We start from the raw sequence: 25,105 nt of genomic DNA, 5'->3' as shown, positions 1-25,105 counted from the left end.
TCCCCTGTCAGAGAGGATTGCGCCACCCGGTGACGGCCACGCCCCTCAGTAGGGCGGCTTGTCCAGCCCCGCGGGCGAGCAGGTGAAGATCTCGCAGCCGTCCTCGGTGATGCCGATCGAATGCTCGAACTGCGCCGAGAGCGAGCGGTCGCGCGTCACCGCGGTCCAGCCGTCCTCCAGCAGCTTCACGTCCGGGCGACCGATGTTGATCATCGGCTCGATCGTGAAGATCATGCCCGGGCGCAGCTCCACCCCCGTCCCCGGCCGCCCGACATGCACCACCTCGGGCGCGTCGTGGAACAGCCGGCCGAGGCCGTGGCCGCAGAAGTCGCGCACCACGCCGTAGCGGTTCGACTCGGCGTGGCGCTGGATCGCGTGCGCCACGTCGCCCATGTGGTTGCCCGGCCGCGCCTGCTCGATCCCCAGCATGAGGCACTCGTAGGTCACCTCGACCAGTCGCTTGGCCTTCAGCGGCACGTCGCCGATCAGGTACATGCGGCTCGAGTCGCCGTGCCAGCCGTCGACGATCGGGGTCACGTCGACGTTGACGATGTCGCCTGACTTGAGCGGCTTGTCCGCGGGGATGCCGTGGCACACGACATGGTTGATCGAGATGCAGGTGCTGTGCGCATAGCCGCGATAGCCGAGCGTCGCGGGCACGCCGCCGCCCGCCAGGATGAACTCATAGATCAGCCGGTCGAGTGTCGCGGTGGTGACGCCGGGCACCATGTGCGGCACCAGCATGTCGAGCGTCTCCGCGGCGAGCCGGCCGGCCTTGTGCATGCCGTCGAACGCATCGCGCCCGTGCAGCTTGATCGCGCCGGTACGCCCGTGCGGCGCATCGCTGGTGACGGTGACATAATCGGTCATCGCGGCGATATAGCGTGGCGAGGGGGCGAATGCGAGGCTATGCCCGCCCGCTATGGAGACCGAACGCATCTGGACCGCGGCGCTCGTCGTCATCGGCGACGAGATCCTCTCCGGCCGCACGCAGGACAAGAACATCGCCCAGCTGGCGAGCTGGCTCAACGTCCAGGGGATCCGCCTCGCCGAGGTGCGCGTGGTGCCCGATCGCGAGGACGCGATCGTCGAGGCGGTCAACCAGCTGCGCGCACGCAACGACTATCTCTTCACCACCGGCGGCATCGGACCGACGCACGACGACATCACGGTCGATTCGATCGCGGCGGCGCTGGGCGTCGGCGTGGTCCACCATCCCGAGGCGGTGGCGGTGCTGGAGCATTATTACGCCTCCCGCGGCGGCATCACCGCGGCGCGGCTGCGGATGGCGCGCGTGCCGCAGGGCGCGACGCTGATCGAGAACCGCGTCTCGGGCGCGCCGGGGATCCGCGTCGGCAACATCTTCATCATGGCGGGGGTGCCGCACATCACCGCCGGGATGCTCGACGCGCTCACCGGCACGCTCGAGGGCGGGCGCCCGGTGGTGAGCGGCACGATCGGCTGCTGGGTGGCGGAGAGCGAGGTCGCCGACCTGCTGCGCGACGCCGAGAAGGCGCACGAGGGCGTCTCGATCGGCAGCTATCCCTTCTTCCGCGAGGGGCGCACGGGCGCCAATTTCGTGGCGCGCTCGCCCGACGCGGCGCTGGTGGAGCGCTGCCTCGCCGACCTGGGCGCCGCGCTGGCGGCGGCGGGGCATGAGGTGGCGGCGGGCGGGATCTGATTCGTGGGTAAAGCTCTTCCCCTTCAGGGGAGGGGTTGGGGTAGGGCTTCTCCGATAACGCCGCGTTCGCGGAAGCGCCCCACCCCGGCCCTCCCCTCAAGGGGAGGGAGAGGTCGTTCTCCGTCCTTCCCCCTCCACCGCTACGGCAGCTTCTTCGTCAGAACCCGCGCCGTAGCGTCACGAAGAACTGTCGCGGCGCACCGGCCAGCAGCGTCTGGTTGTCGCCGCTGGCGGTGTAGCCATTGCTGCCGATCGTCGAGACATACTTCTTGTCGGTCAGGTTGGTTACGCTGCCCTCCAGCGCGAAGCCGCGGAAGAAGCCCATGTTCTCGCCGAAGCGCACGCCGATGCTGGCGTCCACCAGCACGCGCGACCCGATCGACTGATCGTTGAGGTAGGTGAAGTAGCGCTTTGCCATATAGTCCGCGCCGACGCGGCCGAAGAAACGGCTGTCGTCGTACACGATCTCGCCCTTGGCCATGTGCTCGGGCGTGTCGACCACGGTCTTGCCCGCGGTCGCGGTCAGCACCGTGCCGGCGGCGTTGACCACGTCGTCCTGATAGGTCGCCTTGTTGTAGCTGTAGCTGGCGAACAGGCTGAGCGGCTGGAACACGCGGTAGAAGGCCGAGATCTCGCCGCCGTAGCTCTCGACGTTGCCGGCGTTGTTGAGCGTCGGCGGATTGCCCTGGATACCCGAGCCGTTCTGGAAGGTGAGCAGCCGGTCGTTGAAGTCGATGTAGTAGCCCACCGCGGAGAGCTGGAGCCCGCCGGCGCGCAGGCGCACGCCGCCCTCGGCGGTCTTCGACGTCTCGGGCTTGATGCGCGAGCGGATCGCGTCGAAGCCGACCTGGGTGGTGCCGAACGGCCCCGCCGTGCCCGAGACGAAGGCGCGCATGTTCTCGGTATAGCTGGCGAACAGCTCGGCCCCGCCGCCCAGCGCGAAGACCGCGCCGGCCTGGGGCAGGAACCAGTCCTTCGACTCGATCTTGCCCGCCACCAGCACGCCGGTGAGCAGATTGGCCTTGTTCTCGACGCGCATGCCCTTCCAGCCCGCGTTGATCGTCAGCGGGCCGAGCTGGAGCGTGTCGGCGACGTGATATTGCAGCGTCTCGGTGTCGTAATTGCCCGCCCATTGCGTGAAGAACGGGTTCTCCTGATAGTCGAGCGCGCGCCGATTGGCGGTCGTGCCATCGGCCATGCCGTAGAAGCGGCGCGCCTGGTCGAAGGCGTTGCTCTCATACCAGGCGCCGACCTCGAAGCGGTTGGCGCCGAGCTCGAGCGCGGCGTTGGTGAAATTGCCCGCGCGCATGATGCGATATTCGGTGGTGCGGAACGACAGCGCCGAGCCGTCGGTGATCGGTGTGCCGTCCGCGTTGGGCGCACCCGCCGGGGTCGCGACATAGGGCGTGATCCACGAGCCCTGCCCCTTGTTGCGGTGGATGTAACTGGTCGACACGACCGACAGCTGGGGCAGCAGCTGCGCCTCGAACGTCACCCCGCCCAGCCAGTCGCGGCGCAGGCCGGCGGCGTCGTAATAGACATCGTCCAGCGTGCCGATCCCCGCCGGGAAGGCGAGACCGACGCCGGGATAGGGCAGTGCCGCGGTCGCGCTCGCGGCGCGCGCGGCCTGGTTCTGCGCGATCTGCGCGATCTGCAGCGCGAGCGGATAGTCGTTCGAGATATTGTCGTTGTTCAGCCCGCGGCGGCGGATGATGTCGAGGCTGAGGTCCTGGTAATCGTTCTCGCGCCGGTCGGAGAAGTTAAGGAACGCAGTGATCTTGCCGTGCTCGCCGACCTCCTTCACCACCTTGGCGTTGGCCTGGTGCTGGCGCTGCTCGCCGAAGCCCTTCCACTTGTCGGTCTTGAGGAAGCCGTAGCTGATATAGCCCTTGAGCCCGCCGCCCAGGTCGCCCGACTCGGCGCGGACGAAGGCGCGATAGGTCTGGTCGCTGCCATAGGTGCCCGAGGCGACGAGGTCGGCGGTGTCCGACGGCGCGCGGCTGACGAACTGGAGCGTGCCGCCGAGGTTGCTGGTCGAGGCCGTCCCGAGCGCGCCCGCGCCCTGCGCCACGGTGGTGCTGGCGATATTCTCCGAGATGATCGCGCGGCTGATGTGGAGGCCGTTGACGTTGCCGTAGCTCATGTCGCCGAGCGGCACGCCGTCCAGCGTGAAGCCGAGCTGGTTCTGGTTGAAGCCGCGCAGCGAGATGCGCGTCGACCACTCATAGGCGCCGAAGGCGTCGGCCGACTGGAAGTTGACGCCGGGCAGCTTGGCCACCGCCTTGAGCGGCGAGGTGCCGGGGGTGAGCCGCTCGAGATCGGCCGAGGTGACGGTCTGCACCTGGCGACTCTGGCCGAAGCCGAGCACGACGACGTCCTCACCCTCGGTCGGCTGCTCGGGCGCGGTGCGGTCGATCGTCGCGGCGGTCGAGGGCGGCGGCGTGTCCTGCGCCAGCGCGGGCGCGGCGAACAGGCACGAGGCGCCGGCGAGCAGCATGTATTTGGCGGTCATCGTCTTGTCCCCCATTGTCGTTAACGAGGGCGCCTGCACTAGGTCCGGGTCGGGCCGATGACGATTTGGTTGCGGTTATGCGACAACGGGTTTTGCGGCGTGCTCCCGCGCACGCAGGAGCTCAGAGTCAGGAGGGCCAGCGTTCGCGACTCCGGGTTCCTGCATGCGCAGGAACACGGCGGACCTCAGAGCAACGGCCGCCGCACCTTCCGGTACGACGGCCGCCACCTCAGCCGATAACGCCAGACCTCACGCGACCTGCGCGGCCTCCTCGGGCTCGCGCAGCACGTAGCCGCGGCCCCACACCGTCTCGATGTAATTGTCGCCGCCGCACGCCAGGCTCAGCTTCTTGCGCAGCTTGCAGATGAACACGTCGATGATCTTGAGCTCGGGCTCGTCCATCCCGCCGTAGAGATGGTTGAGGAACATCTCCTTCGTCAGCGTGGTACCCTTGCGCAGCGAGAGCAGCTCGAGCATCGCATATTCCTTGCCCGTCAGGTGCACGCGCGCGCCGTCGACCTCGACCGTCTTGGCGTCGAGGTTGACCGAGAGCTTGCCGGTCTTGATCACCGACTGCGAGTGGCCCTTCGAGCGGCGCACCACGGCGTGGATGCGCGCGACCAGTTCCTCGCGGTGGAACGGCTTGGTGACGTAATCGTCCGCGCCGAAGCCGAAGCTGCGCACCTTGGAGTCCATCTCGTTGATGCCCGAGAGGATCAGCACCGGCGTCTGCACCCGTGCGACGCGCAATTTCTTCAGCACGTCGTAGCCGTGCATGTCGGGCAAGTTGAGGTCGAGCAGGATGATGTCATAGTCGTACAGCTTGCCGAGGTCGAGGCCTTCCTCACCCAGATCAGTATTGTAGACGTTGAATCCCTCGGTCGACAGCATCAGCTCGATGGCCTTGGCAGTCGTCGGCTCGTCCTCGATCAGCAGCACGCGCATCGGCAAATCCCCGGTTCGTCAACGCGGTAGACCCTGTCACCCGCGCTTCGCTACGTTCATACCCAATGGCTTCTGAACCAGAAAGGTTAATTCACACTTAATCCGGCCGTTCCGTTAATGTCGAATCTTCATTCTCTGTAACGGGCCGCGGCGTGCCCTTGGCGGTGAACAACGTCCGCTCGCGCGAGCGCGGTATGTCCTCGCCGAGCACTTCGCGCAGGTAGAGGCTGCGCACCAGCGTGAAGCCGACCACGAGGATGCCGCCCGAGAAGAACAGCCCGAACAGCCCGAACACCGCGCCCGTCCCGATGATCGCGAACAGGCTGAGCGCGGGCGGGATCGCGACCACCCGGCTGGTGACGAACGGGGTGACGAAATTGGTCTGCACCACCCGCACCACCGCGAACACGGTGAGCGCCCAGACGAGCTGGTCGGTGCCCCTCGTCGCGGCCAGACCCAGCGCGGGCAGCATCGCCGCGACCGGCCCGACATAGGGGATGAACTCGGACAGGCCGGTGAGCAGCCCCAGCAGCGCGGGCGAGGGCACGCCCGCGATCCACAGCCCGATCCCGACCATGGCGCCCATCGCGGTCATCTGGATCAGCTGCGCGCGCAGCCACAGCAGCAGCGTCGAGGCGACGTCGCCCAACGCGTCCTCCACCGCGGCGCGCTTGGCCGGCGGCACCATCAGCAGGAAACCGCGCTCGTAGATCTTCGGATCGACCGCGAAGAAGATCGCGCCGAACAGGACGAGCACCGCGTTGAGCAGCAGCTCGCCCGCGCCGCGCACGATCTCGCCGATGTCCTGTGCCACCCGGCTGCCCGCGAAGGCGGCCTGCACCGCGTCCGCCACCTTCTCGCCGACCGGGCTCTGCGACATATAAGCCTGGAGCTGGTCGAGCAGACCCGGCAGCGCGACCACCAGCGTGTTGAGCTGGGCGCGGAACTCGACACCGAACAGCCAGCCGAGCAGCGCCAGGAAGGCGAGCACACTGGCGATCGCCGCCCCCATCGCGGCGCGCGGGCTTAGCCGGGTGCGGTTGGCATAGACCTCGGCGATGGCGTGGATGATGATCGCGATCAGCATCGAGCCGAAGGCGAGGATCAGCAGGTGCCGCGCGAAGTAGAGCGCGGCCAGCACCGCGACGATCAGCACCAGCCACAACACACGCCGGATGAAGCGCGCGTCGGGCTCGTCGGGAGCGAGCCGGTTCATGCGCGCGGCGGCGCGGCGTGGGAGGATCGTTGCATCGCCGGCACAACGCCCGGAATGGCGAAAAGGCGCGCGGGCACAGGGAAAAGCGCGGGGTGCGGGTGGTGGAAGGACGTGTCAGTCGTCGCCCGTTCGTCGCGCGATCCGGGACCGACTTACCGGCCGTCATCCTGAGCTCGTTTCAGGATCCTTCGTTGTGCGCCCTCCGCCGCTTCGGCGCATGCGGCCCGGTGGATCCTGAGACAAGCTCAGGATGACGCCAGGAAGGAGCGCCAATGGCACCTTCGCCCCTTCCCCCTACGACGGCAGCAGGCTCAGCGGCGGCACCCAGTGCAACAGCCGGTGATAGTCCTGCGGCGGGTCGGGCAGCGTGGCGCGCTCGGCGACCGCGGCGGCGAGGCACAGGGCGGCGACCAGCACCATCCAGGCGGGTACGCGACGCAGCGGGTAGGTGTCCGCCAGCAGCACGGCTGCCAGCGCGGTCGCGAGCATCGGCCACAGATGGTAACGCAGGTCGGTCGCGATCGAGATCGGTAGGAAGCTGAGCTCGAGCGTCACCGCCGAGGCGAGCAGCGCGATGGCGAGCTGGCGTGGTTGGGCGTGGCGCCAGCGCCGCGTCCCGACCAGCAGCAGCAGCGCGAGCAGCAGCCAGGCGAAGGGCCAGGCGAGCGGCGTCAGCACCGCCTGCGCGGCGAGCCACATCCATTGCTGCGCCTGCGCGCCCGGGCTGGCGAGGCCGAGATCGTTCGGCTCGCTGCCCCCGACGGGCGCAGCGCCGGCGAGCCGCGCCGGCACCAGCCAGCGCTCGGTCATGTTCCAGTGCGCCGCGCGCTGCGCGAGATAGGCGAGCGGATGGTGGAGCGCGGCGTTGGCGAGCCGCAGGTACAAGTCACCCGCGCGCTGCGCCTTGAGCGGCGCCACCGCCGCGACGCAGACCGGCGTGTCGCCGAGCGGGTCCCAGAAATAGGGCGTGACGCAGTCGTTCGCGCGCAGCTGCCGCGCCGCCTCGCGCGAGAGGCCGACCGAGTGCGAGCCCGGCGCGCGCACCGCTATGCCGGCGAGATCGTAGAGCGGCTGCGTCTTCTCCACCCCGCTCGACGTCGCGCCGATCAGCTGGTGGTTGATCGGCCCGGCCAGCGCCAGCGTCAGCGCGAGCAGCACCGCCGCGGCGACGATCAGCGCGCCCACGCGGCGTATCGGGAACAGGCCGGCGATCAGCGGCGCCAGCGCGAAGGCGGCGTTGGCGCGTACCAGCAGCGCGTAGGCGAACAGCAGCGCGGCGAGCAGCGCCGCGGCGGCGGGGACCGGCCGGTCGCGCAGCCGCCACCACGCCACCAGGCCGAACGCGGCAAGCGCAGACCCGACCAGCTGCGCGTCCTTGAGCACCACCGCCTGCCAGCCGAGGAAGGGCGGCAGCAGCCCGACGAGCAGCACGGTCCAGCCCGCCGCCGGCCGTCCGATCCGCGCCAGCGCCCCGGCGATCAGACCCAGGCCGAGCCAGTAGCCGGTGAGCTGGAGCACCAGCAGCGGGGTGGTGCCGTCGCCGAACGGCAGCAGGCGGCGCCACAGCCACGCCATGACGGGCGGGTGCCAGTCGTCGTAGTGGCCGCTCAGGACCTGCCGGAACTGCTCGACCGAGTCATATTCCGCCACGCCCGGCGCGAACACCACCAGCGAGGCGAGCCACAAGGCGGCGGCGACGAGCAGCGGGTAACGGGCGGGGCGCGACGCATAGATCATATCGCCGATTATAGGACGCCCCCGCCCACCACAGGCCGCCGCGGGTCAGATGTGCAATGCGCGGTCGTAGGCGCCGAGCACGCTCTCGTGCATCATCTCGCTCAGCGTCGGGTGCGCGAACACCGTCTCCATCAGCTCATGCTCGGTGGTCTCGAGCTGGCGCGCGACGACATAGCCCTGGATCAGCTCGGTCACCTCGGCGCCGACCATGTGCGCGCCGAGCAGCTCGCCGGTCTCGGCGTCGAACACGGTCTTCACGAAGCCGTCCGCCTCGCCCAGCGCGATCGCCTTGCCGTTGCCGATGAAGGGGAATTTGCCGACCTTCACCGCGCGGCCGCTCTCCTTGGCCTTGGCCTCGGTGAGGCCGACGCTGGCGACCTGCGGGCGCGAGTAGGTACAGCCCGGGATGTTCCACGTCTCGAACGGGTGCGGGTCCTGCCCCGCGATCTTCTCGACGCAGACGACGCCCTCGTGGCTCGCCTTGTGCGCCAGCCAGGGCGCGCCGGTGACGTCACCGATCGCGTAGATCCCCTCGACGTTGGTGCGGCCATAGCCGTCGACCTTGATCTGGCCGCGCTCGGTCTGCACGCCGAGCGCCTCCAGCCCGATGTTCTCGGTGTTCGGCACGATGCCGATCGCGACGACGACGTGGCTGTACTCCTCGGTCGTGCTCGTGCCGTCCTTCCCCTTGATCGTCGCCTTCACCGCCGCCGCACCGCTCTCGATCTTCTCGACGCCGGCGCCGGTGAGGATCTTGATCCCCTCCTTGGTGAGCCGCTTCTCCATGAAGGCGCTGACCTCCTCGTCCTCCACCGGCAGGATCCGCGGCAGCATCTCCACGACCGTGACGTCGGCGCCCATGTCGTTGTAGAAGCTGGCGAACTCGATCCCGATCGCGCCCGATCCGATGACCAGCAGCTTGGTCGGCATCTCCTCGGGCACCATCGCGTGGCGATAGGTCCAGATCCGCTTGCCGTCCGCCTTGGCGAAGGGCAGGTCGCGCGCGCGCGCACCGGTGGCGACGATGATGTGCTTGGCCTCGAGTTCGACCGTGCCGCCGCCCTGCTTGACGCTCAGCTTGCCCTTGCCGGTGAGCGCGCCGACGCCCTCGACCACGGTGACCTTGTTCTTCTTCATCAGCCCTTTGACGCCGGCGTTGAGCTGGCCCGCGACCTTGCGGCTGCGCTCGACGATCTTGGTGAGATCGAAGCCGACATTCTCCGCCTTGAGCCCGTAATCGGCGGCATGGGTCATGTAGTGATAGACCTCGGACGTGCGCAGCAGCGCCTTGGTCGGGATACAGCCCCAGTTGAGGCAGATGCCACCGAGCCGCTCGCGCTCGACGATCGCGACCTTGAGCCCGAGCTGCGCCGCGCGGATCGCGGACACGTAACCGCCGGGGCCCGAGCCCAGCACGATGAGGTCGTAGGTGTCAGCCATTGGAGCCACTCCCGGGCCGCAGCCCCTGTTTGCCATCAGATGGGTGGCGCGAGACCCGCGCGCACCTCGAAATTAGATCACGCCGCGGGCGGAACCTCGCGCGGGCGGCGATCCTCGTCGATCGCGACGAAGGTGAAGCGCGCCTCGGTCACCTTGCGCGTTTCCTCGCCGTGGCGATCGCGCGCCCAGCTCTCCACGTCGATCGCGATCGAGGTGCGCCCCACGCGCGCGATCGTAGCGTACACCGAGACCTCGTCGCCGACATGGACGGGCGCGTGGAACTGCATCCCGTCCATCGCGATCGTCACCGCGCGGCCACGCGCGCGCCGCGCCGCGGTGAGGCCGGCGGCCGAATCCATCAGGCTCATCAGCCAGCCGCCGAAGATGTCGCCATAGGCATTGGCGTCTGCGGGCATCGCGGAGACGCGGATCGTCGGCGCCGTCGTCGGGGGCGTCGCGGCCGGAGGAGGCGCCGCGCTCATGCCCGCCCCCTCTCGCGACGCTGCTCGTCGCGCTGCTGGACCTCCCAGACGTCACGCGCGCCGAGCAGCGCCACCGCCACCATCGTGGCCGCGCCGACCAGCCAGATCGTCTCCGCGCCCTGCGGGTAGCTCCACGCCGCGCCCTTGAAGACGAGCGCGGTCACGCCGAGCGCGAGCAGCCCCCAGGCCCACTCGCGCCACACCGCGGGCAGCTCCATCTGCGCCATCGCCCGTCGCGCCTCAGGCGAGCATCGCCAGCGGGTTCTCGACGAGCTGTTTGAACGCCTGCATCAGCTGCGCGCCGTCCGCCCCGTCGATCGCGCGATGGTCGAAGCTGCCCGTCGCGGACATCACCGAGGCGACGCCCAGCGTGCCGTCCTTGAGCACCCACGGCCGCTTCTCGCCCGCGCCGATCGCCAGGATCATGCCCTGCGGCGGGTTGATCACCGCCTCGAACTGCTTGATCCCGAACATGCCCATGTTGCTGATCGAGGCGGTGCCGCCGGTGAACTCCTCGGGCTTCAGCTTCTTGTCGCGCGCGCGCGCGGCCAGGTCCTTCATCCGGGTCGAGATGCTCGACAGCGAGGCGGTGTCCGCCTCCGTGATCACCGGGGTGATCAGCCCCTCGGGGGTCGACACCGCCACCGAGATGTCGGCGCGACCGAAGCTGACGAGCTGGTCGGGCGTGAACATCACGTTGCACTTGGGCACCTGGATCAGCGCCACCGCGAGCGCCTTGATCAGCAGGTCGTTGACCGAGAGCTTCACCCCGCGCGCCTCCAGCCCGGCGTTGAGCTCGCCGCGCAGCTTGAGCAGCTTGTCGAGCTCGACGTCGACCGTGAGGTAGATGTGCGGCACCTGCTGCTTCGACTCGGTCAGGCGGCGCGCGATCGTCTTGCGCATGTTGCTGAGCTTGGTGAGCTCGTGCGGCACGTCGGGGATCGTCGCCGGCCTGGGCGCCGGCGCCGCGGCCTCGGCGGTCGACGCCGGCGCGGGTGCGGGTGCGGGTGCGGGTGCGGCGGTGCTCGCGGCCGGGGCGGCGGCGCCCGCCTTGGCCCCCTCGACGTCGGCGCGGACGATGCGGCCGTTCGGGCCGGAGCCGCTCACCGACGCGAGATCGACGCCCCGGTCGGCGGCGATGCGGCGCGCCAGCGGGCTCGCCTTGACGCGCTCGCCCGCGGCGCGCTGCGGCGTCGGCGCGGGCGTACCGGAGGCCGGGGCGACCTGCGAGTCGGCCGGCTTGCCGTGATCCTCGACGTCCTCGGGTGCGGCCTCGGCCTCGCTGCCGGTCCTGTTGGGATCCTCGGGCGAGGGACGCGGCTCGCTCTCCTTCGCCGCCGGGGCGGGCGTGCTCTCACCGGACTCATCGCCTTCGCCCTCGAGCAGCGCGATCACGGTGCCGACCTTGACCCCGTCGGTCCCCTCGGCGACCGCGATCTTGGTGATGCGGCCCTCGTCGACCGCCTCGAACTCCATCGTCGCCTTGTCGGTCTCGATCTCGGCCATGATGTCGCCCGCCTTGACCTCGTCGCCCTCCTTGACGAGCCACTTGGCCAGCGTGCCCTCTTCCATCGTGGGCGAGAGGGCAGGCATCTTGATTTCGATGGGCATCGTGAGTCCTCGAGCGGATCCTGGAAGTTGCCCGCGTCTCTCGCGGTTGCGCGACGCAGGGTCAACCCCACCCCCTTTTGCCTCCCGCTGCCACGGCTTGCGCGCGCGCGCCGGGCGGCGGTAAACCCCTCCCGATCAGGGGGTCTTCACCGATGCGCATCTATCTCACCGTCGTCGACGACACCCCCGAGGCGCTGAGCGCGCTGCGCTTCGCCGCGCGCCGCGCGGTACGGACCAACGGCGGCGTCGAGATCCTCGCGCTGCTGCCGCCGCAGGAGTTCAGCCCGTTCGGCGGGGTGCAGGCGACGATGGAGGAGGAGCAGCGCCAGCACGCCGAGGGGCTGGTGGCGCGCGCGGCGGGGACGCTGCTGGAGGAATCGGGCGTGCGCCCGTCGCTGACGGTGCGCAGCGGCGACGGTCCCAAGGTGATCCGCGAGATGATCGCGGCCAACCCGCAGATCGCCGCCTTGGTGCTGGGTGCCGCTGCCGGCAGCGCACCGGGCGCGCTGGTGAGCCACTTTGCCGCCGAGGCCGGCACGTTGCCGGTGCCGCTGATGATCGTGCCCGGCGGGCTGGCGATGGAGGCGATCGACCGGGTGAGTTGATCGACGAGGCTGGCGCCGCGGGGAAAAAATCTGAGATCCCCCCGCTCGCGGGGAGGTTGCAGTGCGCAGCGCTGACGGAGGGGGCTCTCCGCAAACGCCAACGGCTCGTGTGCGGAGAGCCCCCCTGCACTACCGGCTTCGCCGGCGCTCCTCCTCCCCGCCAAGCGAAGAGGATTTGCAAGCCCCTACGCCGCCGCGTCGAACTGCAGGCTCGCCAGCCGCGCGTACAGGCCGCCGCGCGCGATCAGCGTGGCGTGAGTCCCCTCCTCGACGATGCGGCCGCCGTCCATGACCACGATCCGCGACGCGGCACGTACCGTCGCCAGCCGGTGCGCGATCACGATCGTGGTGCGAGTCGCCATCAGCCGCTCCAGCGCGTCCTGCACCAGTCGCTCGCTCTCGGCGTCGAGCGCGCTGGTCGCCTCGTCGAGCAGCAGGATCGGCGAGTCGCGCAGCAGCGCGCGCGCGATCGCGATGCGCTGGCGCTGCCCGCCCGACAGCCGCGCCCCGCCCTCGCCGAGGAAGGTGTCGAGCCCCTCGGGCAGCGCGCGCAGGAAGTCCGCGGCATTGGCCGCCTCGGCCGCGGCCCAGACCTGATCGTCGCTCGCATCCCAGCGGCCGTAGCGCAGGTTGTCGCGCGCGCTGGTGGCGAAGATCACCGTCTCCTGCGGCACCATCGCGATGCGCGCGCGCACGTCCGCCGGATCGGCGCGGCGCAGGTCGACCCCGTCGACCAGCACGCGCCCGGCCGCGGGCTCGTAGAAATGCTCGATCAGCTGGAACAGCGTCGACTTGCCCGCGCCCGAGGGGCCGACCACCGCCACCGTCTCGCCCGGCGCGACGCTCAGCGTGAAGTCGTGCAGCGCCGCCATGTCGGGCCGCGTGGGGTAGCGGAACTCGACCGCCTCCAGCGCCACGCGCCCCTCCGCCGGCACCGGCAGCGCGACCGGCTGCGCCGGCGCCGCGATCGCGGGGCGCTCGTCGAGCAGCTCGGCCAGCCGCCCCGCCGCGCCCGCGCCGCGCAGCAGATCGCCGTACACCTCGGTGAGTGCGCCGAACGCGCCCGCGACGATGCCGCCGGTCAGCACGAACGCCGCGATCGCGCCGCCCGAGAGCCGCCCCGCCGCGACGTCGATCGCGCCCTCCCACAGCACCAAGGTGATCGCGCCGAACACCAGACCGATGACGATCGCGGTCATCACCGCGCGCAGTCCGATGCGGCGCTTGGCGGCCTCCATCGTCGCCTCCACCGCGCCGGCGAAGCGCGCGCTCTCGCGCCCCTCCTGCCCGAACGCCTGGACGATCTTCATCGCGCCCAGCACCTCGGTGACGATCGTGCCGACGTCGGCGACGCGGTCCTGCGAGGTGCGCGAGTAAGCGCGCACCTTCCGCCCCAACACCGTGATCGGCAGGATCATCAGCGGGATGCCCAGCAGCAGCAGCGAGGCGAGCTTGGGCGAGATGGCGAAGAGGTAGATCAGCCCGCCCACCGCGGTGAAGCTGTTGCGCAACGCCACCGAGATGGTCATGCCCACCACCGTCTCGATCTGCCCGGTGTCCGCGGTGAGCCGCGAGGCGATCTCGGACGGGCGGTTCTCCTCGTAGAAGGCGGGGCTGAGCGTCATCAGGTGGCGCACCACGCGCTCGCGGATGTCGGCGACGACGCGCTCGCCCAGCCAGGCGACGAAATAGAAGCGTACCGCGGTGCCGAGCGCCAGCACCAGCACGATCATGAGCATGTAATGGAACGAGGACGCCACCGCCGCGGACGAGCCGTCGCCGGCGGCGAAGCCACGGTCAATCACGCGCTTGAAGCTGTACGGTATCGCGATCGTCGCCGCCGAGGTGATCGCCAGCGCTGTGAAGGCGGCCGCGATCTGCACCGGATAGGCGCGCGCGTGCTGCCATACCATGGTGAGATTGCCGAGACGCCGCGAGGGTGCCGGGCGGGCGGGAGCGACGTCGGGAACGCTAGCCATGTCGGGCGCCTAGCAGTGCCCGGCGGGCGGCTCAACGTGTGGCGCCGCGGCCACCGTGGGACAGGATCGCCCATCGCGCCGCGCTTCGTGCGATACGTCTGGGTAGGTTTTGTATTACGACCGATCATGCCCATATCTCGGGCGGAAGGAAGCGGATGCTCTACGACGCATATGAATGGCAGCGGTCGTGGCTCGCCTCGGCGAGCGCGATGGCGACGGTGGGGGCCAATTGGCTCAACAACCCATCCAACCCCTTCGCTTATCTCGGCGGCGGACCGGTGATGGCCAGCGCGCTCGAGGTCTTCGCGCACGCCTCCGCCTCGCGCGGCAAGCCCGCCTTCGCGCTCGACACCACGATCGTCGACGGTCGCGCGGTGGCGGTGACCGAGGAGATCGTGCTCCAGCTGCCGTTCGGCCAGCTCAAGCGCTTCCGTCGCGAGGGAGTCGAGGGCGGACCACGGCTACTGATCGCGGCGCCGATGTCGGGCCATTTCGCCACGTTGCTGCGCGGCACGGTGGAGCGGATGCTGCCCTTCGCCGACGTCTACGTCACCGACTGGCGCGACGCGAAGCTGGTGCCGCTGGCCGACGGCCAGTTCGATCTCGACGATTACATCGACTATCTCGTCGCCTTCCTGGAGGCGATCGGGCCGGACGCGGGTGACGGGGGTGACGGCCCGCGCGGCGCACACATGCTGGCGGTGTGCCAGCCCTCGGTCCCCTGCCTGGCCGCGACCGCGCTGATGAGCGCGGACGCCAATCCATGCCGCCCGCGCACGCTGACGATGATGGGCGGGCCGATCGACACGCGCGAGGCGCCCACCGCGGTCAACACGCTCGCCACCGAGCGGCCCTTCGCCTGGTTCGAGCAGAACGTGATCGCCACCGTGCCGATGCTCTACCCCGGCGCGGGGCGGCGCGTGTACCCGGGCTTCCTCCAGCTGGGCGGGTTCATGACGATGAACCTCGGCAACCACATGATGAGTCACTACGAGCTCTTCAAACACCTCGTCACCGGCGACGGCGAGAGCGCCGACGCGACCAAACGCTTCTACGACGAATATCGCTCGGTGTGCGACATGACCGCGGAATTCTACCTCCAGACGATCGACACCGTGTTCCAGACGCACGCGCTGCCGCGCGGCACGATGACGCACCGCGGTCGCCCGGTCGATCTCGGCGCGATCGCCGACGTCGGGCTGCTCGCGATCGAGGGGGAGCGCGACGATATCTCGGGGTTGGGGCAGACCAGGGCGGCGCTGACCTGCGCGACGTCGCTGCCCGAGGCGCACAAGCGCTACCACATGGCCGAGGGCGTCGGCCATTACGGCATCTTCAACGGATCGAAGTGGCGCGAGCGAATCGCGCCGGTGGTGGAGGAGTGGATCACCGCGCACGGGTGATCGCGGGGCGCGGGGGCGTCGGATGACGGCCGCAACCCTGCAAAATCCTCCCCTCCCCTTTCGGGGGAGGGGCGGGGGTGGGGCGCTTCCGCAAACGCCGCGCCAGCGGAGAGGCCCCCCCCCCAACCCCTCCCCTGAAGAGGAGGGGCTTACTCGAATGTACGTGCCGTCACTTCCTCCTACACCACCCGGCTGACTCGCCCGCCGGGGTGGCGCTCCATTCGCCCGGCCAGCTCGAGCTCGAGCAGCACGTCCTGCACCAGCGAGGCCGGCAGCGAGCTCTGGCGCACCAGCTCGTCGGTGGCGACCGGCGCCGCGGCGAGCAGTGACTCGACGCGCGCGCGCTCCGCGTCGCCATAGTCCAGCACCGCCTCGCTGACGCTCTCCCACCGCGCGACCGGTCGCGGCAGCGCGCGCGGGTCGAGCGGGCGGATCTGCTCGATCACGTCCGCGGCGCCCTGCACCAGCGTCGCGCCGTCGCGGATCAGCGCGTTGCAGCCGCGCGCGCGCGGGTCGCTGGGATGGCCCGGCACGGCCATCACCTCGCGCCCCTGCTCGCCCGCGAGCCGCGCGCTGATCAGTGAGCCCGAGCGCGGCGCCGCCTCCACCACCAGCGTCCCGAGCGCCAGCCCGGTGACGATGCGGTTGCGATAGGGGAAATGGCGGGCGCGCGGCTCGGTACCGGGCGGCATCTCGGCGAGCAGCAGCGCCTCGCGCGCGATCCGCTCCTGCAGCGCGGCGTGCTGCGGCGGGTAAGCGACGTCGATCCCGCCCGCCACCACCCCGATCGTCTCGGGCAGCGCGCCGAGATGCGCCGCGCCATCGATGCCGCGCGCCAGCCCCGACACCACGCTCACCCCCGCTGCCGCAAGATCGTGCGCCATCTCGCGCGCGAGACGACACGCCGCCGCCGAGGCGTCGCGCGCGCCGACGATCGCCACCGTCGGACGCGCCGTCAGCGCGAGGTCGCCGCGCAGCGTCAACACCGCGGGCGAGTCGTCGAGTTCGGCGAGCAGCGGCGGATAGTCGGCATCGCCGAGCAGCAGGTGGCGTGCGCCGAGCCGCTCTACCAGCGCCCGCTCGCGCTCGATCGTGTCGGGCGGCGGCACCACGGGCGCGCGCCCGCCGCCGCGCCGCGCCAGCTCGGGCAACGCCGCGATCGCGGCGGCGGCGGAGCCGAAGCGCGCGAGCAGGCGGCGGTAGCTGACCGGGCCGATCGAGGGCGTGCGGATCAGCCGCAGCCGCGCCGCGCGCTCCGCCTCGTCCCCCACGCGCCCCCGCCTCTTACCCCTGCTCGACCGTGTCGCCCGCGGCCGGCGCGGCGGAGCGGCCGACCCGCGGCTCGGTGCCGTCGATCAGGCGCGCGATGTTGGCGCGATGCTTCCACAGCACCAGCACGGCGAGGCCCATCAGCAGCGGCACGAGGTCGAATTCGCCGAGCACCGCCGCGGTGACGGGGGTGCTGATCGCCGCCGCCATGCCCGCGAGCGACGAGATGCGCAGCAGCGCGAGCAGCCCGAGCCACAGCGAAGCGAACACCGCGCCGAGCGGCCAGTGCAGCGCCAGCGCCACGCCCATCAGCGTCGCCACGCCCTTGCCGCCGCGAAAGCGCAGCCACACGGGATAGCAATGCCCGACCATCACCGCCGCCGCGGCGTAGGGCTCGGCGCCCGGCAGCCACGCACGCGCCAGCAGCACCGCCGCCGCGCCCTTGCCGAGATCGAGCAGCAGCGTCGCCGCCGCCAGCCCCTTGCGGCCGGTGCGCAGCACGTTGGTGGCGCCGATATTGCCCGATCCGATCTGCCGCAGGTCACCGGCGCCGAACGCGCGGGTGAGCAGCACCCCGAACGGGATCGATCCCAGCAGATACCCCAGCAGCAGCGCGGCCGCGGGCAGCGTCCAGACGAGTTCGGCGGTCAGTTCCGGTCCCCCATGCCGCCCCTCTCTAACCGAAACATTTCGGGTACGCTACCGCCCGGCGCGGCCGCCGTTGCCGGCATCGGCGAGAGGCCGTAAGCCCGCGGGTGATGAGCGACACGCGGCCGATCCTGTTCTTCGACTCGGGCGTCGGCGGGCTCTCGGTGGTGGCGCCGACCCGTGCTCTGCTGCCGCGGGCGCGGATCGTCTATGCCGCCGACTCGGCCGGTTTTCCCTACGGGACGCGCACGGAAGGCGAGATCGCGGCGCGCGTGCCGGCGCTGCTCGGGCGGCTGGTCGAGCGGTATCGCCCGCGGCTCGCCGTGATCGCGTGCAATACCGCCTCGACGATCGCGCTCCCCGCGGTGCGCGCCGCGCTCGACGTGCCCGTGGTCGGCACCGTGCCCGCGATCAAGCCGGCGGCGGCGATGAGCGCCACGCGCGTGATCGGGGTGCTCGGCACCGAGGCGACGGTGCGCCAGCCCTATGTCGACGATCTCACCGCGCGCTTCGCCGGCGACTGCCTGGTGCTGCGCCACGGCTCGGCCGCTCTGGTCGAGCTGGCCGAGGCCAAGCTGGCGGGCGAGGCGGTCGATCCCGACGCGGTCGCTAACGCGCTGGCGGGGCTGCTGGACCAGCCCGGCGGCGAGCGGATCGACGTGGTGGTCAACGCCTGCACGCACTTCCCGCTGCTCGCCGAGGAGCTCGCCGCGGCGGCGCCGCGCGGCCTGCGCTTCGTCGACGGCGGCCCCGGCATCGCGCGGCGGATCGAGTCGCTCACCGCGGGGCAGGACTGGGCGTCAGGATCCGACGTGCTGGTGTTCACGCGACTCGGCGAGCACGAGCGACGCGTCGCGGCGGGGCTGGCGTTCGCACGGGTGGAGGCGTTGTAGCTCAAGGGGTCCGCGGGCGGAGGCGTCGCGACCGGCTCGACGGAGAGGTCATGCCCGTTCCTCTGCCCGTGTGCCTGCGCCTGCCATTTTTCACGGCCCCGGCCGCTCGCCCTCCGTCATCCCCGCGCGGGCGGGGATGACGGAGGGCGAGGCGCGACCGACGGAGATGGCGACGACGGGCGCAGCAAGCGACGACGGTCGGAGCAGGGGGCGGCAGGGAGAGACGACGACGACGGACGGGGGCGTCTGCGGGAGAGACACGGCGGCCGTGCCCCGACGCGTTTCGCTGGGCGAGACTCCCGCGACTAGCGCCAATTCCCTCTTGACCGGTGGCCGGGGTGGGACAATTTGTCCACGTACTCGATCAGACAAAGCGGCCTTATCCGCTGGCCATCGGGGGCGGAGGGGAGTAATCGCGGGCGCCATGTTCAGCGACAGCAGAGAGGCGCGCGGCGTCGACTACTCGCGCGTGTTCACGCAGGCGATCGATCGACTCCATGCCGAAGGGCGCTACCGCGTCTTCATCGACATCCTGCGCAACAAGGGCATGTTCCCCAACGCGCGCTGCTTCGCCGGGCACAACGGGCCGAAGCCGATCACCGTCTGGTGCTCCAACGACTATCTCGCGATGGGCCAGCATCCCAAGGTGATCGCGGCGATGGAGGAAGCGCTCCACGACGTCGGCGCGGGCTCGGGCGGCACGCGCAACATCGGCGGCAACACCCATTATCATATCGATCTCGAGCACGAACTCGCCGACCTGCATGGCAAGGAGGCGGCGCTGCTGTTCACCAGCGGCTATGTCTCGAACGAGGCGACGCTGTCGACGCTGGCCAAGGTGCTGCCCGGCTGCATCATCTACTCGGACGAGCTCAATCACGCCTCGATGATCGCGGGCATCCGCAACGCCGGCTGCGAGAAGCGCGTGTTCCGTCACAACGATCTCGCGCACCTGGAAGAGCTGCTCGCCGCCGACGACCCCGCCGCGCCCAAGCTGATCGCGTTCGAGAGCGTCTACTCGATGGAGGGCGACGTGGCCCCGGTGGGCGCGATCTGCGACCTGGCGGACAAGTATAACGCGCTGACCTATCTCGACGAGGTCCATGCGGTCGGCATGTACGGCCCGCGCGGCGGCGGGATCAGCGAGCGCGACGGCGTGGCCGAGCGGCTGACGATCATCGAGGGCACGCTTGGCAAGGCGTTCGGCGTGATGGGCGGCTATATCGCCGCCGACCGCACCATCGTCGACGTGATCCGCAGCTACGCGCCCGGCTTCATCTTCACCACCTCGCTGTCGCCGGTGCTGGTCGCGGGCGTGCTGGCGAGCGTGCGCCACCTCAAGGCGTCGAACGCCGAGCGCGAGGGGCAGCAGGTCGCCGCGGCGACGCTCAAGGCGATGCTGCGCGAGGCGGGGCTGCCGGTGATGCTGGGCGAGACGCACATCGTGCCGGTGATGGTGGGCGATCCGGTCAAGGCCAAGAAGATCAGCGATATCCTGCTCGCCGAATACGGCGTGTACGTGCAGCCGATCAATTATCCGACGGTACCGCGCGGCACCGAGCGGCTGCGCTTCACCCCCGGCCCGGCGCACGACGAGTCGATGATGCGCGAGCTCACCGCGGCGCTGGTCGAGATCTGGGACCGGCTGGAGCTGCGCCTGGCGGCGTGAGGGTAATCTTCTAATTCGTCATTCCCGCGAAGGCGGGGATCCAGAGCCGCAAGCGCCCGCGAGTCAGCGGCGCATCTGCGGCACCACCGTGGCCGCTTGACGCAGCCTTCGCGACCGAGCCGCGCCCTCAGCGTGTCTGGGTCCCCGCCTCCGCGGGGATGACGAATGTGGTGGGGCGCCGAAGCTCCCTCCCCTCACACCGCCTGCCCGGCGGCGTAGCCGCTCGCCCACGCCCATTGGAAATTATATCCGCCGAGCCAGCCGGTGACGTCGACGGCCTCGCCGATCGCGTACAGCCCCGGCACCCCCCGCGCCTCCATCGTCTTCGACGACAGCTCGGCGGTGGAGATGCCGCCGACGGTCACCTCGGCCTTGGCGAAGCCCTCGCTGCCGTCGGGGTGGAAGCGCCAGTCCGCCAGCCGCCGCTCCGCCTCGGCCAGCGTTCGGTCACTCGCCGCACCGAGTTCACCCAGCCCGAGCCGCTCCGCCAGCGCCTCGGCGAGCCGCGCCGGCAATCCCAGCGCGCCCGCCAGCGTCGCGCGCGGGCGCGCGCGCTTAGCCTCGACCAGCCAGCCCGGCGCGGCGTCGGGGCGGAAGTCGATCGCCACGTCCTCGCCGCGGCGCCAGTAACTCGACACCTGGAGGATCGCCGGCCCCGACAGGCCGCGATGCGTGAACAGCGCCGCCTCGGCGAAGCGCGCCTTGCCGACGCGCGCCTCCACCGCGGTGGCGACGCCCGACAGCGCGCGGAACAGCGCCTCGCTGCCCGGCAATGTCAGCGGCACCAGCGCGGGGCGCGGCTCGACCACCTTGAGCCCGAAGCGACGCGCGATGTCATAGGCCACGCCGGTCGCGCCGAGCTTGGGAATAGCCGGGCCGCCGGTCGCCACCACCAGCGACGGCGCGCGATAGGTCCGCGTCCCGTGCGCGACGGTGAAGCGCGCGTCGGCGTGGTCGATCGCGCCGAGCGGGGCGCCGAGCCGCACCGCGACGCCCCCCGCCTCGCACTCGCCGAGCAGCAGCTCGACGATCTGGCGCGCGCTGCCGTCGCAGAACAGCTGGCCCAGCGTCTTCTCGTGCCAGGTGATGCCGTGGCGCTCGATCAGCGCGAGGAAATCCTGCGCGGTGTAGCGCCCCAGCGCCGATTTGGCGAAATGCGGGTTGGCGGAGAGATAGCGGTCGGCGCTGGCGTGCAGGTTGGTGAAGTTGCAGCGGCCGCCGCCGGAGATCAGGATCTTCTTGCCGGGCGCGTCGGCATGGTCGAGCACGACGACGCGGCGGCCGCGCTGCCCCGCCACCGCCGCCGCCATCAGCCCGGCGCCGCCCGCGCCGAGCACGATCGCGTCATAGTCTTCCATGCGCGCGCCGTGACATAGCGGGGCGATATGCGCCAGTCAGGGTAAGGCGCTCGGAGACGATGAACCAGGTGACCTCTTCTTCCGTCATCCCGGACTTGGTCCGGGATGACGGAAGTGAGTCGACGCGTGCGCCTGAGAGACCGCGTCCCCTCGCTCAGTCCACGTCGCCGAAGCCGTGCCCGATCGTCGGCCGCCCCGCCGCGCCGCTGGCGTCGCCCGCGCGCTCCCACCAGTACGGCTGGCGCTTGCGCGTGCCGGTAGCGACCTCGTTGAGCGTCGCGGCGTCGTACAGCCGGCCACCCAGCATCACCTGCGCCACCTTGTCGCTGTTGCGAATGTCCGCGGTGGGATCGGCGTCGAGCACCACCAGATCGGCGAGCTTGCCCGGCTCGAGCGAGCCGACGTCCCTGGCGTAGCCGAGCGACGTCGCCGAGGCGATCGTGCCCGCACGTAGCGCCTCGATCGGGGTCATGCCGCCGCGCACGAAGCTCCACAGCTCCCAGTGCGCGCCCAGCCCGGGCTGCTGGCCGTGCGCGCCGATCGCGACGGGCACGCCCTTGTCCGCGAGCTTCCTGGCCTCGCGCGCGGTGACGCCGTCGACATAATCGCTCTCGGGCGCGATCACGCGCCGCGCGTTCTGCGCCGCGAGCAGCGCCGGCGGGGCGTGCCGCGACAGCAAGGGATGCCGCCACACATCCATGTGCGCGCGCCAGTACGGATCGCCCGCCGGCCCGCCATAGGCCACCACCAGCGTCGGCGTGTAGCCTACTTTGGTCTGCGACCAGAGCTGCACCACGTCGCCGTAGAAGGTCTCGAGCGGGACGTTGTGCTCGACGGTCGCATTGCCGTCCTGCACCAGCGTCATGTCGAGCGTGAACAGCGAGCCGCCCTCGGGCACCACCTCCATGTTCTCGGCCTGCGCGGCGGCGACCACCATCTGGCGCTGCTCGCGGCGCGGCTGGTTGTAGTTCTTGACGCTGTGCGCGCCCACCGCCTTGAGCCGGCGCACCACCGCCAGCGCGTCGTCGTAATCGTCGATCTGCGCGTAGACGTCGGGCGACTTCGCGCCGTAGATCACCTCGCCGGTGGAGAAGGTGCGCGGCGCGAGCACCAGCCCGGCCTGCTGCATCTCGGCGGCGGGGAAGATCTCGGCCGAGCGCGACGAGGGATCGTGGATCGTCGTCGTGCCGAGCGCGAGATTGGCCATCGCCGACCAGTTCTGCTGCGGGACCAGCTCGTCGTCGCCCTGCGGGCCGTGCGCGTGCGCGTCGACCAGCCCGGGGATGATCGTCTTGCCGCTGACGTCGATCGTCTTCGCTCCCGCGGGGATCGGGACGGACGCGCGCGGGCCGACCGCGACGATGCGGTCGCCGCGGATCAGCACGGTGGCGTCGTCGACGATGCCGCCGTCCGCCCCTGCCATGGTGACGACGCGCGCGCCGGTGAGCGCTACGGTGCCGGTCGGCTTCGCGGCGTCCACCTCCATCGACAGCGACACGCCGGTGCGCGGCGGGGTGAAGGACGCGCCCCCTCGTTTCTCGGCGCCGCCCCCCTCCGCCGGCGCGGCGCGGAACAGCTGCGCGGTCTGCGCGGTGTAGAGCACCGGCCCCGCGCTCCAGTGGATCTGCTCGCCGCCGTTAGACCAGTGGATGAAGTCGGCGCCGTCCGCGCTGACCCGCGTTGCCGGCAGCGCGCTGCCCTTGGTGTCGACGTCGACCGCCTGCTTGCCCGGCAGCAGCGGCATCACGAACGCCTCGTAATTCTGCCGGAAGGCGACATAGTCGCCCTTGGGCGAGACCTGATAGTCGTTGACCAGCTCGCCCGCGGCATGGACCCGCTTGTTCTCGCCGGTCAGATCGGTGCTGACGAGCTGGCGCTTGCCGCCGTCGTTCGCGATCATGAAGACGCGGTCATCGCTCGCGCCGAACTGCGGCTCGGCGGCGTCGCGCGCCACCCGCTCGGGTGCGCCCCCGCCCACCGCGACGCGGTACACGCCGCTGCCGGGGTTGCCGCGCGGCGAGGTGAGCTCCCCGCCCTGGCCCTGCTCGAACACGATCGTCCTGCCGTCGGGCGAGAAGCGCGGGCGGCGGTAGGTGCCCGCCGCGGTGGTGACGGTGCGCGCCGTGCCGCCGCCCGCGGCGACGGTACGGATCTGGCCGAGCGTGTCGTCGCGCCAGCCGACGAAGACGACCTGCCTGCCGTCGCGCGACCAGCTCGGGAACAGCTCGAAGCCCTCGTCGCCGCGCGTCAGCCGCTTCGGCGCGCCGCCCGCGAGCGGCTTGACCCAGAGCTTGCCCAGCGTTTCGAACACCACCTGGCGGCCATCGGGCGAGACCTCGGCCCAGCGCGGCATCTTGGTGGCGAAGCGCGCCGGCGCGACCTCGATCTGCGGGTGGACCGAGTCGACCACCACGCGCGTGTCGTCGACGCGGAACGGGATCACGCTCGCCGCGCCGCCGCCAGCGGGCACGCGGCGGAGCTTGCCGCCGGCCCAGAGGACGATCGCCTCGTCGCGCGGCGTCCAGGCCATGTTGGGATAGACGCCGGTGACCGCCCAGGTCTCCTGCACGTCGCGGTCGAGTGGGCCGTAGACCTTGCGCTCCTCGCCGCTGGCGAGGTCCTTGACCCACAAGGTCGAGACATTGTCGTCGCGCCGCACGAAGGCGATGCGCCTGCCGTCGCGCGACGGCGTCGGTCGCACCGCGCCGCCCGCGCCCGAGACGACCGTCGTCACCTCGCCGCTGTCGAGGTCGTACCGCTCGATGTCGAACAGGTCGGTGCGCGAGTTCTGCGCATATTCGAAGATCGGGCCGGGCGAGACGTTGCGCGTGTAATAGACGCTCTTGCCGTCGGGCGCGTAGATCGGCTCGCCCAGCTCCTTCTGCAGCACCTCGCTGGCGCGCTTGACCAGCTGCACCCCGCCGCCGCCCGAGACGTGGTAGAGCCACACCTCGCCGGTGCCGAGCGAGCGGCCGGTGGTGAAATGCTTCTTGGCGACGATGAAGCGCCCGTCGGGGCTCCACGTCGGCTGGTTGAGCAGCCGGAAGTCCTCCTTGGTGACCTGGCGCTTGTCGCTGCCGTCCAGGTTCATCACCCAGATATTGTCGCCGCCGCCGCGGTCCGAGGTGAAGGCGATGCGGCGCCCGTCGGGCGAGAAGCGCGGCTGGTGCTCGAACGCGAGCCCCGCGGCGACCCGCGTCGGCGTGCCGCCCGTCATCGGCACGGTGTAGATGTCGCCGAGCAGGTCGAAGGCGATCGTCTGGCCGTCGGGCGAGACGTCGAGGTTCATCCAGCTGCCCTCGTCGGTGGCGATCCGCACCTCGCGCGTGCGCAGGCCGCGCGGCGCGTTGACGTCCCACTTGGCGGGCTTGGCCTTCTCGCCCGCGGTGGCGCCCGCCGTCGGTCGCGGCGGCGGCAGCGGACCGGCCTGGTCGGGCAGCGGCGCGGTCGCTTGGTCCTCGGGCGCCTGGGTCTGCGCCACCGGCGGGTCGTTGGGCGGCGGGCTCACCTGTGCCGCAAGCGGGGCCGAGAGCTGGGCGGCGAGGAGACAGAGGGCGACGGCGGTGAGAGCGCGCTGGGACATTGTGTTGAGATTCCCCTTTCGCGCCGGACGTTAGTGCGTGCGACCGCGGCGGGAAAGCAGGCGTCGTATCGTGA

Annotated in this window: 19 protein-coding genes; 5 read left to right on the top strand and 14 right to left on the bottom strand. The window is 70.8% G+C overall.

What is annotated here, in order from left to right; translation table 11 throughout:
- Window positions 1-45: 45 nt before the first annotated feature.
- Window positions 46-870 carry a type I methionyl aminopeptidase gene (gene map / locus K7957_RS15950; protein WP_223013162.1) on the bottom strand — a complete coding sequence of 275 codons (825 nt, stop codon included), beginning with the start codon at window positions 868-870 and terminating at the stop codon, window positions 46-48.
- Between the two features lie 52 nt (window positions 871-922).
- Here map and K7957_RS15945 point away from each other — a divergent pair, with 52 nt between their 5' ends.
- Entirely contained in the window at window positions 923-1,681 is a 759-nt protein-coding gene (locus tag K7957_RS15945) for a competence/damage-inducible protein A (protein ID WP_223013160.1), read from the top strand.
- A gap of 157 nt (window positions 1,682-1,838) precedes the next feature.
- Here the strand turns inward: K7957_RS15945 and K7957_RS15940 are convergent, their stop codons facing one another.
- The 8 genes from K7957_RS15940 to K7957_RS15905 form a co-directional block, all read right to left on the bottom strand.
- Window positions 1,839-4,193, bottom strand: coding sequence for a TonB-dependent receptor (locus K7957_RS15940; protein WP_223013158.1), 2,355 nt, complete (start codon window positions 4,191-4,193; stop codon window positions 1,839-1,841).
- A gap of 249 nt (window positions 4,194-4,442) precedes the next feature.
- Window positions 4,443-5,138: a response regulator transcription factor CtrA gene (gene ctrA, locus K7957_RS15935; protein ID WP_132910366.1), complete on the bottom strand. Its 696-nt coding sequence runs from the start codon at window positions 5,136-5,138 to the stop codon at window positions 4,443-4,445.
- A 97-nt stretch (window positions 5,139-5,235) separates the two neighbouring features.
- Entirely contained in the window at window positions 5,236-6,354 is a 1,119-nt protein-coding gene (locus K7957_RS15930) for an AI-2E family transporter (RefSeq protein ID WP_223013156.1), read from the bottom strand.
- Window positions 6,355-6,648: 294 nt separating this feature from the next.
- A complete protein-coding gene (locus tag K7957_RS15925; RefSeq protein WP_223013154.1) occupies window positions 6,649-8,091 on the bottom strand; it encodes a hypothetical protein in 1,443 nt (480 codons plus the stop codon).
- 45 nt (window positions 8,092-8,136) lie between these two features.
- On the bottom strand, window positions 8,137-9,531 hold the full coding sequence (lpdA, locus tag K7957_RS15920; protein ID WP_223013152.1) for a dihydrolipoyl dehydrogenase: 1,395 nt from the start codon (window positions 9,529-9,531) through the stop codon (window positions 8,137-8,139).
- A gap of 77 nt (window positions 9,532-9,608) precedes the next feature.
- Window positions 9,609-10,013: an acyl-CoA thioesterase gene (locus tag K7957_RS15915; RefSeq protein ID WP_223013150.1), complete on the bottom strand. Its 405-nt coding sequence runs from the start codon at window positions 10,011-10,013 to the stop codon at window positions 9,609-9,611.
- Entirely contained in the window at window positions 10,010-10,240 is a 231-nt protein-coding gene (locus tag K7957_RS15910) for a hypothetical protein (RefSeq protein WP_223013148.1), read from the bottom strand. Before K7957_RS15910 ends, K7957_RS15915 begins: the two co-directional genes overlap by 4 nt.
- 13 nt (window positions 10,241-10,253) lie before the next feature.
- Window positions 10,254-11,624: a pyruvate dehydrogenase complex dihydrolipoamide acetyltransferase gene (locus tag K7957_RS15905; protein ID WP_223013146.1), complete on the bottom strand. Its 1,371-nt coding sequence runs from the start codon at window positions 11,622-11,624 to the stop codon at window positions 10,254-10,256.
- A gap of 152 nt (window positions 11,625-11,776) precedes the next feature.
- Between K7957_RS15905 and K7957_RS15900 the strand changes: the two genes are divergently transcribed.
- Complete coding sequence (locus tag K7957_RS15900; protein ID WP_223013144.1) at window positions 11,777-12,229, top strand: universal stress protein; 453 nt, start codon at window positions 11,777-11,779, stop codon at window positions 12,227-12,229.
- Window positions 12,230-12,414: 185 nt separating this feature from the next.
- Here K7957_RS15900 and K7957_RS15895 read toward each other — a convergent pair whose 3' ends face one another.
- Complete coding sequence (locus K7957_RS15895) at window positions 12,415-14,208, bottom strand: ABC transporter transmembrane domain-containing protein (protein WP_223013142.1); 1,794 nt, start codon at window positions 14,206-14,208, stop codon at window positions 12,415-12,417.
- A 155-nt stretch (window positions 14,209-14,363) separates the two neighbouring features.
- Here K7957_RS15895 and K7957_RS15890 point away from each other — a divergent pair, with 155 nt between their 5' ends.
- Window positions 14,364-15,611, top strand: coding sequence for a polyhydroxyalkanoate depolymerase (locus K7957_RS15890; protein WP_223013140.1), 1,248 nt, complete (start codon window positions 14,364-14,366; stop codon window positions 15,609-15,611).
- Between the two features lie 179 nt (window positions 15,612-15,790).
- On the opposite strand, the gene dprA is transcribed toward K7957_RS15890, so the two are convergent.
- Entirely contained in the window at window positions 15,791-16,882 is a 1,092-nt protein-coding gene (gene dprA, locus K7957_RS15885; RefSeq protein ID WP_223013137.1) for a DNA-processing protein DprA, read from the bottom strand.
- Window positions 16,883-16,895: 13 nt separating this feature from the next.
- Window positions 16,896-17,531: a glycerol-3-phosphate 1-O-acyltransferase PlsY gene (gene plsY / locus K7957_RS15880; RefSeq protein WP_425517213.1), complete on the bottom strand. Its 636-nt coding sequence runs from the start codon at window positions 17,529-17,531 to the stop codon at window positions 16,896-16,898.
- A gap of 107 nt (window positions 17,532-17,638) precedes the next feature.
- Between plsY and murI the strand changes: the two genes are divergently transcribed.
- Window positions 17,639-18,421, top strand: coding sequence for a glutamate racemase (murI, locus tag K7957_RS15875; protein WP_223013135.1), 783 nt, complete (start codon window positions 17,639-17,641; stop codon window positions 18,419-18,421).
- A gap of 424 nt (window positions 18,422-18,845) precedes the next feature.
- A complete protein-coding gene (gene hemA / locus K7957_RS15870; RefSeq protein ID WP_223013132.1) occupies window positions 18,846-20,090 on the top strand; it encodes a 5-aminolevulinate synthase in 1,245 nt (414 codons plus the stop codon).
- Window positions 20,091-20,284: 194 nt separating this feature from the next.
- Here hemA and K7957_RS15865 read toward each other — a convergent pair whose 3' ends face one another.
- Window positions 20,285-21,448 carry a BaiN/RdsA family NAD(P)/FAD-dependent oxidoreductase gene (locus K7957_RS15865; RefSeq protein ID WP_223013131.1) on the bottom strand — a complete coding sequence of 388 codons (1,164 nt, stop codon included), beginning with the start codon at window positions 21,446-21,448 and terminating at the stop codon, window positions 20,285-20,287.
- Window positions 21,449-21,602: 154 nt separating this feature from the next.
- A complete protein-coding gene (locus K7957_RS15860; RefSeq protein WP_223013130.1) occupies window positions 21,603-25,031 on the bottom strand; it encodes an amidohydrolase family protein in 3,429 nt (1,142 codons plus the stop codon).
- Window positions 25,032-25,105 lie beyond the last annotated feature (74 nt).

Source organism: Sphingomonas yunnanensis, assembly GCF_019898765.1.
Classification (GTDB): Bacteria; Pseudomonadota; Alphaproteobacteria; order Sphingomonadales; family Sphingomonadaceae; genus Sphingomonas; species Sphingomonas yunnanensis.
Note: the sequence above shows the minus strand (reverse complement) of the source record. Positions and strands in the feature narration are given on the sequence as shown.